Here is a 13,492-nt window from a genome sequence, read left to right as displayed (position 1 = left end):
TCCCGTATGGAAACCGTACAAACCGCCTTTTGGGTGGTCGCCTTGTTGGTCGTGTTAGCCCTCATGTTCGATTTCATGAACGGCTTTCACGATGCAGCGAACTCCATTGCCACGGTGGTTTCCACCGGTGTCTTGAAGCCCGCTCAGGCGGTGCTGTTCGCGGCCTTTTTTAACTTCGTGGCAATTTTTATTTTCCACCTGAGCGTGGCCGCTACCGTGGGTAAGGGCATTGTTCAGCCTGGAATTGTGGACACCCACGTGGTGTTTGGCGCCTTGTTGGGCGCGATCACTTGGAACGTCATCACTTGGTATTACGGCATCCCCAGCAGCTCGTCACATGCCTTGATTGGTGGCATTTCGGGCGCTGTGATTGCCAAGGCGGGCACCAGCGCCTTGGTGGCTGCTGGTATTTTGAAAACGGTGGCTTTTATCTTTGTGTCACCTTTGCTGGGCTTCACATTGGGCTCGTTGATGATGGTGGCTGTGGCTTGGATTTTCCGAAGCTTCCGTCCCTCACGTGTGGACAAGTGGTTCCGTCGTTTGCAGCTCGTCTCTGCTGGCGCTTACAGCTTGGGTCATGGCGGTAACGACGCACAAAAAACCATCGGCATCATTTGGATGTTGCTTTTGGCCACGGGCTACGCTTCGGCTGAAGATAAATCACCTCCCAGCTGGACCATCGTGAGTTGCTACATGGCGATTGGCTTGGGCACCATGTTTGGTGGCTGGCGCATTGTGAAAACCATGGGTCAAAAGATCACCAAGCTCAAGCCCGTGGGCGGTTTTTGTGCTGAAACCGGCGGTGCCATGACCTTGTTCTTGGCAACGGCTTTGGGTATTCCAGTGTCTACGACGCACACCATCACCGGCGCTATCGTCGGGGTCGGCTCTACGCAGCGTGCCAGTGCCGTGCGCTGGGGCGTGGCGGGTGGCATTGTGTGGGCGTGGATTTTGACCATCCCTGCCAGCGCCTTTGTGGCTGGCGTGGCTTACTGGATCAGTCTGCAGCTTTTCTAATCACTCAGACAGCTTTCGCGCCTCTTCGATTTGGTATTCGAAGTAGCGCTGAAAGCTGAACACGATGCTCGACATGAGTACCGTGGTGCCAATCAACAAGGCAAGAGCCACCGCACCGATGGTCAACCAATTGGTTTGACCAGCCGGTGCGTCGTTGTTTTCGAGGCCGTTGAAGCGGGCGTTCCAAGCTTCGGGTGTCATCAAACCATAAACAATGGCGTTCAAGGCGCAGGCCGCAAATGTGAAGCCCGCAATCGGGATGAGCCACCAGCTCAGCATGTCGTCCAAGCCGTAGGCCTGCACGCGCTCAATGCCGTAGAACCCCAGGGCAGTAGGGATAGGCAGCAGCCAGCCCAAGGTGTCCCAGAGCCCAAACAGGTAAAAACGGTGAAGTCCGAAAGGACCGCCCAAGAAGGCCAACCAGGCCGCGATGGTTTTGTTTTTCATGGCTTGAGTGTAGAGCGCTATAATGGCAGGCTTTTCAGCGTGTCGCAGGCCGGGTGGCTTAGCGCGTGTCTCAAACGTTGAAAAAAATTTCCACCCGAAGGATTCATCATGGTCGTCATCCGACTTTCACGCGGCGGTTCTAAAGCCCGTCCGTTTTTTAACATTGTTGTTGCCGACAAGCGCGATCGTCGCGACGGCCGCTTCATCGAGCGCATTGGTTTTTACAACCCAATCGCCAAAGGCCAAGCAGAAACCTTGCGCGTTGCGCAAGACCGTTTGACTCATTGGACCAGCGTGGGCGCTCAATGCTCTCCCACTGTGATCCGTTTGATCAAGCAAGCTGCTAAAACAACTGCTGCTTAATTGAACAAAGGCACTGCCATGACGCTGGACCTTGAGTCCGCAGAACTTCCTGCGGACGCCATCGAAGTCGGGCGCATTGCAGATGCTTGGGGCATCAAAGGCTGGTTCAAGGTCTTGCCCTATAGCGCTTCTCCGGAAGCGCTTTTTTCTTCCAAGCGTTGGTTTTTACAACCCGCTGAACGTGGTGCCAAAACCTTCTCTGGCACCGTGCTTCTGAAAATCAAAGAAGCCAAAGAACACTCCGACTCTGTGGTGGCCACTTCGGCTGAAGTGCCAGACCGCAATACCGCAGAGCTGCTCAAAGGCGCGCGCATTTTTGTCTCGCGTGCCAGCTTTCCTACCCCCGAAAACGACGAGTACTACTGGGTCGACCTGATTGGCCTGGATGTGGTCAACCGCGAGGGTGTCGCCTTAGGCGCTGTGCGCGAGCTGCTGCACACCGGCCCACAAACCGTGTTGGTGCTTGCTTACGAGGAAGAGGGCAAAGCCAAAGAGCGCATGATTCCTTTTGTGTCGGCCTACATCGACACCGTCGATTTGGCAGGCCGCCGCATCACTGCCGATTGGCAACCCGATTACTGACGTGATCAGCCCAAGGCCTAGCCGTGCGCTTTGACATCATCACCCTGTTTCCAGAGCTGTTTGAGCCGTTTTTAAAAATCGGCATCACGCGCCGCGCCTATGAAGCGAGCCTTGTGGATGTGCGCTTGTGGAACCCGCGCGATTACGCCGAAGGCAACTACCGCCGCGTTGACGACCGCCCCTTTGGCGGCGGCCCCGGCATGGTCATGATGGCTGAGCCCTTGACGGCCTGTTTAACGGCCATCCGTGCCGACCGTGGCCAAGGCCGCGATGTGGCTCCGTTGGTATTTTTTTCGCCCATCGGTGAAACCTTGCGCCATGCGGCTGTGCAGCGCTGGTCTGACAGCCAAGGCGCAGTGCTGCTGTGCGGCCGTTACGAGGGCATAGACCAGCGTTTCATCGACGCACACGTGGACCTGCAAATCAGCCTGGGCGACTTCGTGCTGTCGGGTGGTGAGTTGGCGGCCATGACCTTGCTTGATGCCGTGGCACGTTTGCAGCCCGGTGTCCTGAACGACGAGGGCAGCCATCAGCTGGACAGCTTCAACCCTGCTTTGGACGGCTTGCTTGACTGTCCGCACTACACCCGTCCCGAACAATGGGAGGGGCAGGGCGTACCGGCTGAACTGATGTCAGGCCACCACGTCAATATTGAGCGTTGGCGCCGCGATCAGCGTTTGCTGCTGACCGCCCGTCTACGCCCTGAGCTGATTGACGCTGCCCGCGCGGCCGCCAAGCTCACACCACAAGACGAGGCTATTTTGAAGGCTCAAAACTCGCTATAATGGTGGGCTTTTCGATCCTCTGGTCGGCCGCTTTGGGCATTGTGTCCCGAAGCCTTTTGTGTAGCGCGATCAAGATCTTTTAGAGGAAAACATGAACCTGATCCAAACTCTCGAGGCAGAAGAAATTGCTCGCCTCGGCAAAACAATCCCCGAATTCGCACCTGGCGACACAGTCATTGTGAGCGTCAACGTGGTTGAAGGTACACGCAAGCGTGTGCAGGCCTACGAAGGTGTGGTGATTGCTAAGCGTAACCGTGGCCTCAACAGCGGCTTCACAGTGCGTAAGATCTCTAGCGGCGAAGGCGTGGAGCGTACGTTCCAAACATACAGCCCATTGATCGCTAGCATTGAAGTCAAGCGTCGCGGTGATGTGCGTCGTGCCAAGTTGTACTACTTGCGCGACCGTAGCGGTAAGTCTGCTCGTATCAAAGAAAAATTGGTCAGCAAGTCGGCCGCAGCTTCTAAAGCCGCAGCAGCCGCTCAATAAGCAGGTCACCCCTTGCTTAGAAGCCACCCCAAGTGAAAGCTTGCGGTGGCTTTTCTTATGTCTAAACCTCTCATTTTTGATCCTCAGCAAGTGCCCGTGTTCCAAGTGGACACGCACTTGGCGGCTGTGCCTGCGCAGCACCTCACGCCAGCTGCGTTGCAGGCGCGTTTTGCGAATCCCCCTTTGTGGCAGCCCGAGCTGGTGCGTGAGCGCAAGTTTTTAGACCGCGCGCCTGCCCAAGCTGCAGTTTTGCTGGGCCTTGTCATGCGAGATGAACCCACAGTGCTCTTGACCCAGCGCCCGTCCCACATGTCCACACACGCGGGTCAAATTGCTTTTGCGGGCGGCAAAAGTGACGAGGCAGACGTAGATGCAGCCGCCACCGCTTTGCGTGAAGCGCATGAAGAAGTTGGCCTGGACGCGCGTCATGTCCAAGTGCTGGGCGTGTTGCCCGAGTACGTGACCGGCTCGGCCTTTCATGTGACGCCTGTGGTAGCCCTGATTTCCCCCAACATGGCGCTGCAACTCAACGCCCACGAAGTGGCCGATGCGTTTGAAGTGCCCTTGGCCTTTTTGATGAACCCAGCCCACCACCGCTGGCACCGTCACGAGTTTGAGGGCGTGACGCGTGAATGGCTGTCTATGCCTTACCAAGACGGCGAGCAGCTGCGTTTTGTCTGGGGTGCCACGGCAGGGATGTTGCGTAATTTTTACCGTTTTCTGCGTGCCTGATGCCGCAGAACGACGTACACGGGCCGCTATCATCGCGATATGAGTTTTCTTTCCCTGCTCCTTGCCCTGTTGATTGAACAAGCCCGCCCTTTGATGCCCGGTAATTGGGTGCATCGCACCGTGCGCGCGTGGGTGACTTGGATCAGCCAGACGCTGGATGCGGGACACCCCCGTTTGGCATGGACCACGTGGTCCTTGGCGGTCGGGCTGCCTGCTGTCATCGCCACGGTGGTGCATTGGCTATTGATTGCGCTGTTTGGTTGGCCTGTGGCGATGATCTGGAGCATTGCGGTGCTCTATGCCACCTTGGGCTTTCGCCAGTTCAGCCACCACTTCACGGACATCCGTGATGCCTTGGATGTGGGCGATGAGCGTTTGGCGCGGGAATTGTTGGCTGAATGGCAGCACGTCGAAGTGGGGAGCTTGCCCCGCAGCGAATTGCTGCGCCATGTGATTGAACACTCGGTGCTCTCGGCGCATCACCATGTCTTTGGCGTGTTGAGCTGGTTCTCTGTGTTGGCTGCTTTGGGTTTTGGCCCCGCCGGTGCGGTGGTTTACCGCATGAGCGAGATGGTGTCACGTGTTTGGTTGGCATCGCCTAAGCCGTCCAAAGGCTGGGTGAGTGACACCTTGCAAGCTGCCGCGCGCAGTGCATGGCGCCGTGTGGATTGGTTGCCTGCGCGCTTGACCGCGGTGGCATTTGCGGTGGTCGGTAACTTTGAAGAAGCCATCGATTGTTGGCGCAACCATGCCCAACGTTTCCCGGATGACAACGACGGCGTGGTGCTGGCTGCCACCGCTGGTGCGTTGAATGTGCGATTGGGCGGTGAAGCTTTGCGTGCAGACGACAGCGACGAGACCCAAGACAGCGAAAGCACTCCAGGCCGTGCGCCAGAGATGGCGCATCTGCCCAGCGTGGTGGGCTTGGTTTGGCGCAGCGTGGTGCTGTGGATGGTGTTGTTGGCCTTGCTGACCTTGGCCCGATTGTTGGGTTGAGGTTTGGGCTAACCCAAGGCGGGTTTCAGTAGTTCACAGGCTGTGTGAGCTCGGCAAACAACATGCCGTACAGCTTGTAGCGCGAAGGGCTGATGGCCCCTGACGCCACCGCGTCTTGCACACCGCACGAAGGTTCGTGCAAATGCGTGCAGTTGTAAAACTTGCAGTTCGCCACATGCGGTTTGAAGTCGGGCATGTAGGCCGCCAGCTGCATGGCATCGATGTGATGCACGCCAAATTCTTGAAAGCCAGGTGAGTCAATCAACCCTGTTTTGCGCTCCGCATCCACCCAATGCCACGTGGTCGATGTGGTGGTGTGTTTGCCTGAGTTGAGGGCTTGCGAAATTTCAGCGGTAGCAACATTGGCGTTGGGAACCAAGGCGTTGATGAGCGTGCTTTTGCCTGTGCCTGAGGGGCCAAGCACCAAGGTGGTTTTGTCTTTCAAACGCTCCGGCAGGTCACCCAAGTCACCTGTTTTAAACGCACCTTGAAGCACGGTGTAACCCATCTTCACGTAAGGTTCTAAGCGGGCAAAGGCGCGCGCATGCAGCTCGGTTAAATCGCGCTTGTTGAGCACGATGAGGGGCGTGATGTGCTCTGCCTCAGCGGCGATCAAAGCGCGCGTGAGTTGCATTTCAGAAAACTCCGGCTCCGCCGCGAGCAAGATGAGCACTTGGTCCAAATTGGCTGCAAACGACTTGGTGCGAATCTCGTCTTGTCGGTAAAACAAGTTGTGGCGTGGCTCCACTTTCTCTATGGTGCCTTCGTCGGTGCTGGCCAACCATTGCACGCGGTCGCCCACCACCACTTGGCTCTTCTTGCCACGCGGGTGGCAAATGCGGCGCTCGCCATCGGGTGTTTCCACCACGCAGTGTCGTCCGTGGCTGGCCACCACTAAGCCGCTTTGCTTCATGCGGCCATGCGCGCCAAGCGCTGTGAGGCGGGGGGGTGCGAGTAGTAAAACGCCACATACCAAGGGTCTGGCGTGAGGGTCGACGCGTTGTCTTGGTAGAGCTTGAGCAGGGCGCTGGCGAGCGATTTGCCATCGCTGTTGGCCACTGCATACGCATCAGCTTCAAACTCAAATTTGCGCGAACGGTGTGCCGATAAGGGCGACACAAAGAAAGTGAACAAAGGCAGTACCAGCATGAACAGCAACAAGGCTAATGCGCTGTTGTTGCCATTCAAGTTAGGCATTACACCCAAGCCTGTGTAAAACCAAACTTGCTGCGATACCCAGCCCAGCAAAGCGAGGCCCGCTAGGCTGGTGGCAAAGCTGGTGGCCATCATTTTCAAAATGTGGCGGTGTTTGAAGTGGCCCAATTCGTGGGCGAGCACGGCTTCCATTTCATCGCCATTCAATTTGGCCAGCAACGTGTCGAAAAACACCACGCGCTTGGCTGCACCAAAGCCTGTGAAAAACGCATTCGAATGGGCTGAGCGGCGGCTGCCATCCATCACAAAAAAACCTTTGGCGGTGAAGCCTGAGCGTTTCATCAACGCGGTGACACGCTCTTTGAGCGTGGCGTCTTCCAGTGGCGTGAATTTGTTGAACAAAGGCATGATGACGTTGGGTGCAATCCACATCACAAACAGTTGGTACACCACCAAGGCGGCCCAGGTGTAGAGCCACCACAGCGCGCCGCCCGCCTGCATGAGCCACAACACCAACCAAAGAATGGGCAAGCCCAATACCATGCCCACCAACAAGCCTTTGAGCATGTCGCTCACCCACAGCTTTGGCGTGGTGTGGTTAAAACCAAAGCGCTGCTCAATGCCGAAGGTTTGGTACAGCGACAAGGGCAGGCCAATCAAGCCACCAATCAAGGTGAAGCTCACCACTAAAGCCACTTGTTGGCCCATGCCTTCACCCATCCAATCTAGCGTGACTTGGTTGAGCAGGTCTAAGCCGCCGAGCAATGTCCAAGCCATCAAGGTGATGGCGTCTAGCCCCAAGTCCATCACCCCCACGCGTGCTTTGGCCAGTGTGTAGTCCGCCGCTTTTTGATGTGCGTCTAAGCTGATGGTGTGTGCAAATGCTGCAGGCACTTGCGCGCGGTGTTGCGCCACGTGACGCACTTGACGGCCGCTGAGCCAGAGTTTGGTGAGCAGGTTGGCCACCAGCAGGGCCGCCAGCGTCAAGGTCATCGCGAGAGAGGGGTTCATCATGGTGCAGGAGTTTAGATGAAGCGGCGTAACTGAAATTGCCTTTGGCGTGATGGGCGACAATCTGCCTCATGTCTGAAGTTGCTACCACTCCTGTTACCCCCATCGTCCCCAAACTCGCCAAGTCAGACTTGAACTTGGTTTGGCTTGATTGCGAAATGTCGGGCCTTGACCCCGAGCGCGAGCGCTTGCTAGAGATTGCGGTCATCGTGACCAACCCCGATTTGTCGGTGCGCATTGAAGGCCCAGTGTTTGTGATTCACCAAAGCGATGAGTTGCTGGGCAAGATGGACGCATGGAACAAGGGCACCCACGGCAAGAGCGGTTTGATTGACAAAGTCAAAGCCTCCACCGTGACCGAGGAACAAGCGCAAGAGCAACTCATTGCCTTCATGAAGCACTACGTGTCTAAGGGGGCCTCGCCCATGTGTGGCAACACCATTGGTCAAGACCGCCGCTTCTTGAACAAATACATGCCCAAGCTCGAAGCGTGGTTCCACTACCGCAACGTGGATGTGAGCACGCTCAAGGAGCTGTCACGCCGCTGGAAGCCTGAGGTCTTGAATGCCTTTAAAAAGGCCCAGAAACACACGGCGCTGGCCGATGTGCATGAATCCATCGACGAGATGATTCACTACCGTGAACACTTTCTGAAACTGTGATTAGGTAAAAACCCGAATCCGTGCCATAATTGCGGTCTTCGCTACAAAGCCGTAGCGAATTTGTACATCTCCCTTCATTCACCGGGCTCGCTAAATGGGCCCCAAGCACTGAATAACCCCTAGCGGGTCAGAGCAGGTTCCGTTTGATGGTTGATGTTTTTTAACCTAGAACGGAGCAGCCGCACAACTTGCGGCGCTCACGTGCGAGAAAAAATCATGACTGACACTTTAAATGTGACAGGCGAATTTACGCCTGCCGAAACTATTTCTATTCCCGCTCAAGAAGCTGTTTCTACTGAGGGCGTTCACACACCCGAAGTCGCTCACGCTGAAGCTGATGCACCTCAAGTCGACGTGCCAGTGGATGTTCCTAATGGCTTCGTTGAACTGGGCTTGGCCCCTGAACTGGTGCAAGCCGTGGCCGACCTCGGCTACACACAGCCCACCACGGTTCAACTGAAGACCATTCCTTTGGCTTTGCCAAATGACAACGCCGATGCCAAGGCCGGCTTCATCGACTTGATGGTGTCTAGCCAAACAGGTAGCGGCAAAACAGCCGCCTTCTTGTTGCCCGTGTTGCACACCTTGATTCAACAACAAGCCCAAGCCGAAGCCGCTGACAAAGCGGCGTGGGACAAGCTCGTGGCTGATGCTGCGGCCAATGGCGAAGAGCCACCTAAGCGCGCCAAGCGCAAAGACCCAACCAACACACGCAACTTCAAAGCCCCAACCCCTGGCGCCTTGATCGTTTGCCCAACCCGCGAATTGGCACAACAGGTGGCACATGACGCCATCGACTTGGTCAAGCATTGCCGCGGTTTGCGCGTGGCCAACGTGGTGGGCGGCATGCCTTACCAGTTGCAAATTGCCAAGTTGCAAAACGCTGACTTGGTCGTGGCCACACCTGGCCGTTTGCTCGACCTGCAACGCTCCATGCAAATCAAGTTGGACAAAGTCCAATTCTTGGTGGTGGACGAAGCCGACCGCATGTTGGACCTCGGTTTCTCGGATGACTTGGCTGAAATCAACCAACTCACCATCGACCGCAAGCAAACCATGATGTTCAGCGCCACATTTGCGCCGCGCATTCAACAGTTGGCCACACGCGTCATGCGTCAACCCCAACGCGTGCAAATTGACTCACCTCAAGAAAAGCACAACAACATTCGCCAAGTGCTGCATTGGGCGGACAACGCGCAACACAAGCGCCGTTTGTTGGATCACCTCTTGCGCGATACCACCATCAACCAAGCCATCATTTTTGCTAGCACCCAAATCGAGTGCGACGGCTTGGCCAATGACTTGCAACAAGAAGGCTTCTCCGCTGTGGCATTGCACGGTGCGTTGAGCCAAGGCTTGCGTAACCGCCGATTGATGGCTTTGCGCCAAGGTCAAGTGCAGTTCTTGGTGGCCACCGACGTGGCTGCGCGCGGCATTGACGTGCCTACCATCACGCACGTGTTCAACTTTGGCTTGCCTATGAAGTCTGAGGATTACACCCACCGCATTGGCCGTACCGGTCGTGCTGGCCGTGATGGCTTGGCGATCACTTTGGCTGAGTTCCGCGACAAGCGCAAAATTTATGACATCGAAGCCTACACACGCCAACAGTTCACGGCTGAAGTGATTCCAGGCATGGAACCCACGCAACGCGTTGAACAACGCGGCGGTGCTGGCCGTGACTACGACCGCAAAGGCGGCGGCAAGTTTGGCGGCGGCGGTGGTCGTGGCGGCTTCGGCGGCGGCAACAAGTTCGGTGGCGGCGGTGGACGCTTTGAAGGCAACGGCCAAGGCCGCTTCGAGCCACGTGCAGAAGGTCGTTTCGAAGGCCGCTCTGAAAACCGTTTCGAAGGCCGTCAAGACAACAACCGTTTTGATGACCGTCGTGGTAACTCGTTCGAGCCACGTCAAGGCGCGCCTCGCGGTAACTTTGGCGAAGGCCAAGGCGCACCACGTGGCAACTTCGGTGCCCCACGTAGCTTTGAAGACCGCGCACCTCGCAGCTTTGATGACCGTGCCCCAGCACGTGGCCCACGTGCCCCGTTTGAAGCAGGTCGTACACCGTTCGACAAGCCAGCTCGTCCAGCTGCTGGCAAGTCGTTTGGTGGCGGTTTTGACGCCAAAAAACGCGCACCTAAGCCACGCACACCGCGTTAATTAGCCTCCGCTAAAACGCATTCAGCCACCGCGCCTTGCACCTTGTGTGCAAAGCCGGTGGCTGAATTTTTTGTGGGCGTCGGTGGAGGAGGTCGTGCTTTTACGACTTGAGCTTTTGCGCCACAAAGTCCAGACGGTCTTGGCCCCAAAACAATTCACCGTCAATCACATAGCTTGGCGCGCCAAACACTTGGGCATCAATCGCGCTTTGCGTGTAGCTGTCGTAGCGGGCTTGCACCTCGGGCGTGTTGGACAACGCCAAGCATGCGGCATCCAGTTGGTGTTCGCTCAGCAAAGCAGCCAAAGTTGCGGCATCTGCGATGTCACGTTCTTCGTGCCACACGGCAGACAACACAGCGCTGGTGATGGCCAAAGCCGCATCTGTGCCATGGTGCATGTCTACCGCGATGATGAGCTTCGCTGCAGGGTCGCCCGCCACAGGGAAAAACTTGGGATGCAGGTTCAGCGGCAGCTTGAGTGCTTGGCTGAAACGCGCCAACTCCACCAATCGATATGCTTGTCGTTGGGGGGCGCGTTTGCCCAGAGGCAAACCACCGGAGATGGGGAATACTTGGCCTAAGTCCATCGGCATCACACGCACGGAGGCACCCGTCGCTTTGGCGATTTGCACCAAACGTTGATGACCCAAATAAGTCCAAGGGCTTTGTGGGGCCAGGTAGTAATCGACCGTTTTTGACATGGATGTCTCCTGTTGAAAATTTAGATGAACACGATCGATAGCATGGCTGCGTCATCAATCAGGTTGATGACGGCATAAGCGCTTAGCCTGTACATCATGGCCAGAGCAAGCTCTCGCAGTTCGCTTGGCAGAATTTCTTGCATTGACTCAATAGTGCGGCGGCAGCTCATCACGCAAGCTGCTGAAACCACCCGAACCACCGTCTGGTGTTTGCTGGCGCAGTTGGCTGACCTCGCGGATGAGGGCCTCAATTTGTTGCTGTTGCTGAAAGATGGTTTGGTTGAGTTGCTCCACCAAGTCTTCGGTGAAACTGGCCTTGATTTCTAAGTCCATCAGGCGTTTGTCAATGTTATTGTGTGGCATGTGTGCTTGCGTGTTATTCGCTTGTTTGATTAATCTCAACCAACTGAGTGCGTAGGCGTTCTAGCTCTTGCTTGTAGCTTTCGGCATCACCAAAGTCTACAAAGCCTGTGTAGTAGGGGTGGGCGGCCATGACTTTGCGAGCATGTTTGATGGGGCACCAGTATTGCTCGGTGCGTGCCACGATTTCACGTGCGTAGGCCATCAGACCGTTGCCATACGAGCAATAGGCGCAGTTGATTTTTTCAATCAGGTTCAGGTAGGCCAAATGCGCGCGGTCAAACACAAAGTAGTCGCTGCGCTTGACGCGCGGAATGCCGTAGGCGCGGAAACAAACGTGTTGGTACACCGTGACTGAAATATCCAGTAACACCATGGGGAAGAACACGGCATAAATGATGGGCGCTGTCAGTGCGGTTCGCAAATCGGTGGACAGCATGTATTTCAGCAGGCCTGTTTTGAAGCGGCGTTGTTGTTCCAGCACTTCGTGTTCAAACTTGACGCGGGTTTCCTCAAAGTCGGCTTGCAACTCAGCGCGCTTGCGCTTCATTTCCTGCTCGATTTCTAGCTCCATTTGTTGGATGCGAGCCAACAGTTCGCTGATTTTTGGGTTCATAAATCACCTTCTTTGCGAGGATTATGAGCGGTTACATGCGAAAATACGCCGAACCTGTGGCCTAATTAGGGGCTGTAACTTTTTATCTGGAAAATTTCATGGGAAACAAAATCGTCACCGAAGCCGATCGCCAACGCGCACCAAAACCAATCCCCCTGCCAGGCACCATGCTGCGCACCGGTGGTCGTGGTCAACGTGTGAGTCTTGAGCGCGGTGTTGCGACACGTAGCAAAAAGAACCCTGGCAAGCGTTCAAACAAAGGCGGTTAATCCCCTTTTGCTTGTGAAAGCCAAATAAAAAGCGTCCCTCGGGACGCTTTTTATTTGGGTGGGTATTTAAACCTTCACTCGGGGAGTTCGATTTTGACTTCGAGCACTTCGAGGTTGTCGTGACGCTCCAGATTGACCTTGATGTCATCAGGATTGATCTTCACGTATTTAGAGAGCACGGCCACCAAATCACGCTGCAAAGCGGGCAGGTAGTCGGGCTGTGGGTTGCGACCCGTGCGTTCGTGGGTGAGGATGAACTGCAAACGCTCTTTGGCAACGTTCGCTGTTTTTTTCTTCTCACCGAGTAAGAGAGAGAGCAACGACATGGCTTACTTCCCGCCAAAAATTCGTTTGAACAAACCAGGCTTGACATGCTCAGTGAAGCGCATGGGCACGTCTTCGCCCAAGAAGCGGCTGATCACGTCTTTGTAGGCTTCAGACACATCGGTGTTTTCCAAGTGAACCGCTGGCAAGCCTTGGTTCGATGCGGTCAACACGGTTTCTGATTCAGGAATCACGCCGATCAACGGAATGCGCAAGATGTCTTGGATGTCTTCGAGCGACAGCATGTGACCTTCTTCCACGCGGCTTGGGTTGTAGCGTGTGATGAGCAAGTGTTCTTTGATGGGGGTGTCGCCATCAATCGCACGTTTGGTTTTGCTGCTGAGCATGCCCAAGATGCGGTCTGAGTCACGTACCGAAGACACTTCGGGGTTAGTGACCACCAACGCTTCGTCTGCGAAGTGCATGGCCATCATGGCGCCTACTTCGATGCCGGCAGGGGAGTCGCACACGATGTAGTCGAACTTCATGTCTTTGAGTTCGTTCAACACGCGCTCCACACCCTCTTGTGACAGGGCGTCTTTGTCGCGCGTTTGTGAGGCGGCCAACACAAACAAGTTGTCGCACTGTTTGTCTTTGATCAGCGCTTGGTTCAGCGTGGCTTCACCGTTGATGACGTTGATGAAGTCATACACCACGCGACGCTCGCAACCCATGATGAGGTCGAGGTTACGCAAGCCGACGTCAAAGTCGATGACCACCGTTTTGAAGCCGCGCAACGCGAGGCCAGAGGAAAAACTGGCGCTGGTTGTGGTCTTGCCCACGCCGCCCTTGCCAGAAGTCACCACCACGATTTTTGTCATGAAGAAAG

General features: G+C 55.9%; 18 protein-coding genes. 10 read left to right on the top strand and 8 right to left on the bottom strand.

Annotation, left to right across the window (positions count from 1 at the left end; all coding sequences use genetic code 11):
• Window positions 1-6 precede the first annotated feature (6 nt).
• The gene (locus tag QMG15_RS09125) at window positions 7-1,017 is read left to right on the top strand and encodes an inorganic phosphate transporter (protein WP_281788343.1); all 1,011 of its coding nucleotides are present in this window, start codon (window positions 7-9) and stop codon (window positions 1,015-1,017) included.
• Here QMG15_RS09125 and QMG15_RS09120 read toward each other — a convergent pair whose 3' ends face one another.
• Window positions 1,018-1,464, bottom strand: a complete 447-nt coding sequence (locus QMG15_RS09120) for a hypothetical protein (protein ID WP_281788342.1) — start codon at window positions 1,462-1,464, stop codon at window positions 1,018-1,020.
• Window positions 1,465-1,572: 108 nt separating this feature from the next.
• On the opposite strand from QMG15_RS09120, the gene rpsP reads away from it, so the two are divergent.
• The 6 genes from rpsP to QMG15_RS09090 all read left to right on the top strand — a co-directional run bounded on the left by rpsP (window position 1,573) and on the right by QMG15_RS09090 (window position 5,409).
• Window positions 1,573-1,827 carry a 30S ribosomal protein S16 gene (rpsP, locus tag QMG15_RS09115; protein WP_108358439.1) on the top strand — a complete coding sequence of 85 codons (255 nt, stop codon included), beginning with the start codon at window positions 1,573-1,575 and terminating at the stop codon, window positions 1,825-1,827.
• An 18-nt stretch (window positions 1,828-1,845) separates the two neighbouring features.
• Window positions 1,846-2,409 carry a ribosome maturation factor RimM gene (gene rimM, locus QMG15_RS09110; RefSeq protein ID WP_281788341.1) on the top strand — a complete coding sequence of 188 codons (564 nt, stop codon included), beginning with the start codon at window positions 1,846-1,848 and terminating at the stop codon, window positions 2,407-2,409.
• 23 nt (window positions 2,410-2,432) lie between these two features.
• Window positions 2,433-3,194 carry a tRNA (guanosine(37)-N1)-methyltransferase TrmD gene (trmD, locus tag QMG15_RS09105; protein ID WP_281788340.1) on the top strand — a complete coding sequence of 254 codons (762 nt, stop codon included), beginning with the start codon at window positions 2,433-2,435 and terminating at the stop codon, window positions 3,192-3,194.
• Window positions 3,195-3,285: 91 nt separating this feature from the next.
• Window positions 3,286-3,681, top strand: a complete 396-nt coding sequence (gene rplS / locus QMG15_RS09100; protein ID WP_108282983.1) for a 50S ribosomal protein L19 — start codon at window positions 3,286-3,288, stop codon at window positions 3,679-3,681.
• Between the two features lie 57 nt (window positions 3,682-3,738).
• A complete protein-coding gene (locus QMG15_RS09095) occupies window positions 3,739-4,413 on the top strand; it encodes a CoA pyrophosphatase (RefSeq protein ID WP_281788339.1) in 675 nt (224 codons plus the stop codon).
• A 39-nt stretch (window positions 4,414-4,452) separates the two neighbouring features.
• Window positions 4,453-5,409: a CobD/CbiB family protein gene (locus QMG15_RS09090; RefSeq protein ID WP_108357898.1), complete on the top strand. Its 957-nt coding sequence runs from the start codon at window positions 4,453-4,455 to the stop codon at window positions 5,407-5,409.
• Between the two features lie 25 nt (window positions 5,410-5,434).
• Here the strand turns inward: QMG15_RS09090 and rsgA are convergent, their stop codons facing one another.
• A complete protein-coding gene (rsgA, locus tag QMG15_RS09085; RefSeq protein ID WP_281788338.1) occupies window positions 5,435-6,322 on the bottom strand; it encodes a ribosome small subunit-dependent GTPase A in 888 nt (295 codons plus the stop codon).
• On the bottom strand, window positions 6,319-7,575 hold the full coding sequence (locus QMG15_RS09080) for a M48 family metallopeptidase (RefSeq protein ID WP_281790110.1): 1,257 nt from the start codon (window positions 7,573-7,575) through the stop codon (window positions 6,319-6,321). Before QMG15_RS09080 ends, rsgA begins: the two co-directional genes overlap by 4 nt.
• A gap of 71 nt (window positions 7,576-7,646) precedes the next feature.
• On the opposite strand from QMG15_RS09080, the gene orn reads away from it, so the two are divergent.
• Window positions 7,647-8,237: an oligoribonuclease gene (orn, locus tag QMG15_RS09075; RefSeq protein WP_108357896.1), complete on the top strand. Its 591-nt coding sequence runs from the start codon at window positions 7,647-7,649 to the stop codon at window positions 8,235-8,237.
• Window positions 8,238-8,453: 216 nt separating this feature from the next.
• Window positions 8,454-10,394 (top strand): DEAD/DEAH box helicase, encoded by a 1,941-nt coding sequence (locus QMG15_RS09070; RefSeq protein ID WP_281788337.1) that lies wholly within the window; start codon window positions 8,454-8,456, stop codon window positions 10,392-10,394.
• A gap of 100 nt (window positions 10,395-10,494) precedes the next feature.
• Here QMG15_RS09070 and QMG15_RS09065 read toward each other — a convergent pair whose 3' ends face one another.
• From QMG15_RS09065 to QMG15_RS09055, 3 genes are all read right to left on the bottom strand, one after another.
• Window positions 10,495-11,094, bottom strand: coding sequence for a 2-hydroxychromene-2-carboxylate isomerase (locus QMG15_RS09065; RefSeq protein ID WP_281788336.1), 600 nt, complete (start codon window positions 11,092-11,094; stop codon window positions 10,495-10,497).
• Window positions 11,095-11,241: 147 nt separating this feature from the next.
• A complete protein-coding gene (locus tag QMG15_RS09060; RefSeq protein WP_281788335.1) occupies window positions 11,242-11,457 on the bottom strand; it encodes a SlyX family protein in 216 nt (71 codons plus the stop codon).
• 13 nt (window positions 11,458-11,470) lie between these two features.
• Window positions 11,471-12,070, bottom strand: coding sequence for a hypothetical protein (locus QMG15_RS09055; protein ID WP_281788334.1), 600 nt, complete (start codon window positions 12,068-12,070; stop codon window positions 11,471-11,473).
• 98 nt (window positions 12,071-12,168) lie between these two features.
• Here QMG15_RS09055 and QMG15_RS09050 point away from each other — a divergent pair, with 98 nt between their 5' ends.
• Window positions 12,169-12,339 (top strand): hypothetical protein, encoded by a 171-nt coding sequence (locus tag QMG15_RS09050; RefSeq protein ID WP_170108465.1) that lies wholly within the window; start codon window positions 12,169-12,171, stop codon window positions 12,337-12,339.
• Window positions 12,340-12,413: 74 nt separating this feature from the next.
• On the opposite strand, the gene minE is transcribed toward QMG15_RS09050, so the two are convergent.
• Together minE and minD are read right to left on the bottom strand one after the other, a co-directional pair.
• Window positions 12,414-12,665: a cell division topological specificity factor MinE gene (gene minE, locus QMG15_RS09045; protein ID WP_108357891.1), complete on the bottom strand. Its 252-nt coding sequence runs from the start codon at window positions 12,663-12,665 to the stop codon at window positions 12,414-12,416.
• Between the two features lie 3 nt (window positions 12,666-12,668).
• The gene (gene minD / locus QMG15_RS09040; protein ID WP_281788333.1) at window positions 12,669-13,484 is read right to left on the bottom strand and encodes a septum site-determining protein MinD; all 816 of its coding nucleotides are present in this window, start codon (window positions 13,482-13,484) and stop codon (window positions 12,669-12,671) included.
• Window positions 13,485-13,492 lie beyond the last annotated feature (8 nt).

It is taken from the genome of Limnohabitans sp. INBF002 (genome assembly GCF_027924905.1).
Lineage (GTDB): Bacteria > Pseudomonadota > Gammaproteobacteria > Burkholderiales > Burkholderiaceae_C > Limnohabitans.
This window is presented reverse-complemented; position numbering and strand designations above follow the sequence as displayed.

What these genes read in the sequence shown, in the direction of transcription:
- QMG15_RS09125 (WP_281788343.1), top strand. Translation starts at nt 7, where the DNA reads ATGGAAACCGTACAAACCGCCTTTTGGGTGGTCGCCTTGTTGGTCGTG.
- QMG15_RS09120 (WP_281788342.1), bottom strand. Translation starts at nt 1,464, where the DNA reads ATGAAAAACAAAACCATCGCGGCCTGGTTGGCCTTCTTGGGCGGTCCT.
- rpsP (WP_108358439.1), top strand. Translation starts at nt 1,573, where the DNA reads ATGGTCGTCATCCGACTTTCACGCGGCGGTTCTAAAGCCCGTCCGTTT.
- rimM (WP_281788341.1), top strand. Translation starts at nt 1,846, where the DNA reads ATGACGCTGGACCTTGAGTCCGCAGAACTTCCTGCGGACGCCATCGAA.
- rplS (WP_108282983.1), top strand. Translation starts at nt 3,286, where the DNA reads ATGAACCTGATCCAAACTCTCGAGGCAGAAGAAATTGCTCGCCTCGGC.
- QMG15_RS09095 (WP_281788339.1), top strand. Translation starts at nt 3,739, where the DNA reads ATGTCTAAACCTCTCATTTTTGATCCTCAGCAAGTGCCCGTGTTCCAA.
- QMG15_RS09090 (WP_108357898.1), top strand. Translation starts at nt 4,453, where the DNA reads ATGAGTTTTCTTTCCCTGCTCCTTGCCCTGTTGATTGAACAAGCCCGC.
- rsgA (WP_281788338.1), bottom strand. Translation starts at nt 6,322, where the DNA reads ATGAAGCAAAGCGGCTTAGTGGTGGCCAGCCACGGACGACACTGCGTG.
- QMG15_RS09080 (WP_281790110.1), bottom strand. Translation starts at nt 7,575, where the DNA reads ATGAACCCCTCTCTCGCGATGACCTTGACGCTGGCGGCCCTGCTGGTG.
- orn (WP_108357896.1), top strand. Translation starts at nt 7,647, where the DNA reads ATGTCTGAAGTTGCTACCACTCCTGTTACCCCCATCGTCCCCAAACTC.
- QMG15_RS09070 (WP_281788337.1), top strand. Translation starts at nt 8,454, where the DNA reads ATGACTGACACTTTAAATGTGACAGGCGAATTTACGCCTGCCGAAACT.
- QMG15_RS09065 (WP_281788336.1), bottom strand. Translation starts at nt 11,094, where the DNA reads ATGTCAAAAACGGTCGATTACTACCTGGCCCCACAAAGCCCTTGGACT.
- QMG15_RS09060 (WP_281788335.1), bottom strand. Translation starts at nt 11,457, where the DNA reads ATGCCACACAATAACATTGACAAACGCCTGATGGACTTAGAAATCAAG.
- QMG15_RS09055 (WP_281788334.1), bottom strand. Translation starts at nt 12,070, where the DNA reads ATGAACCCAAAAATCAGCGAACTGTTGGCTCGCATCCAACAAATGGAG.
- QMG15_RS09050 (WP_170108465.1), top strand. Translation starts at nt 12,169, where the DNA reads ATGGGAAACAAAATCGTCACCGAAGCCGATCGCCAACGCGCACCAAAA.
- minE (WP_108357891.1), bottom strand. Translation starts at nt 12,665, where the DNA reads ATGTCGTTGCTCTCTCTCTTACTCGGTGAGAAGAAAAAAACAGCGAAC.
- minD (WP_281788333.1), bottom strand. Translation starts at nt 13,484, where the DNA reads ATGACAAAAATCGTGGTGGTGACTTCTGGCAAGGGCGGCGTGGGCAAG.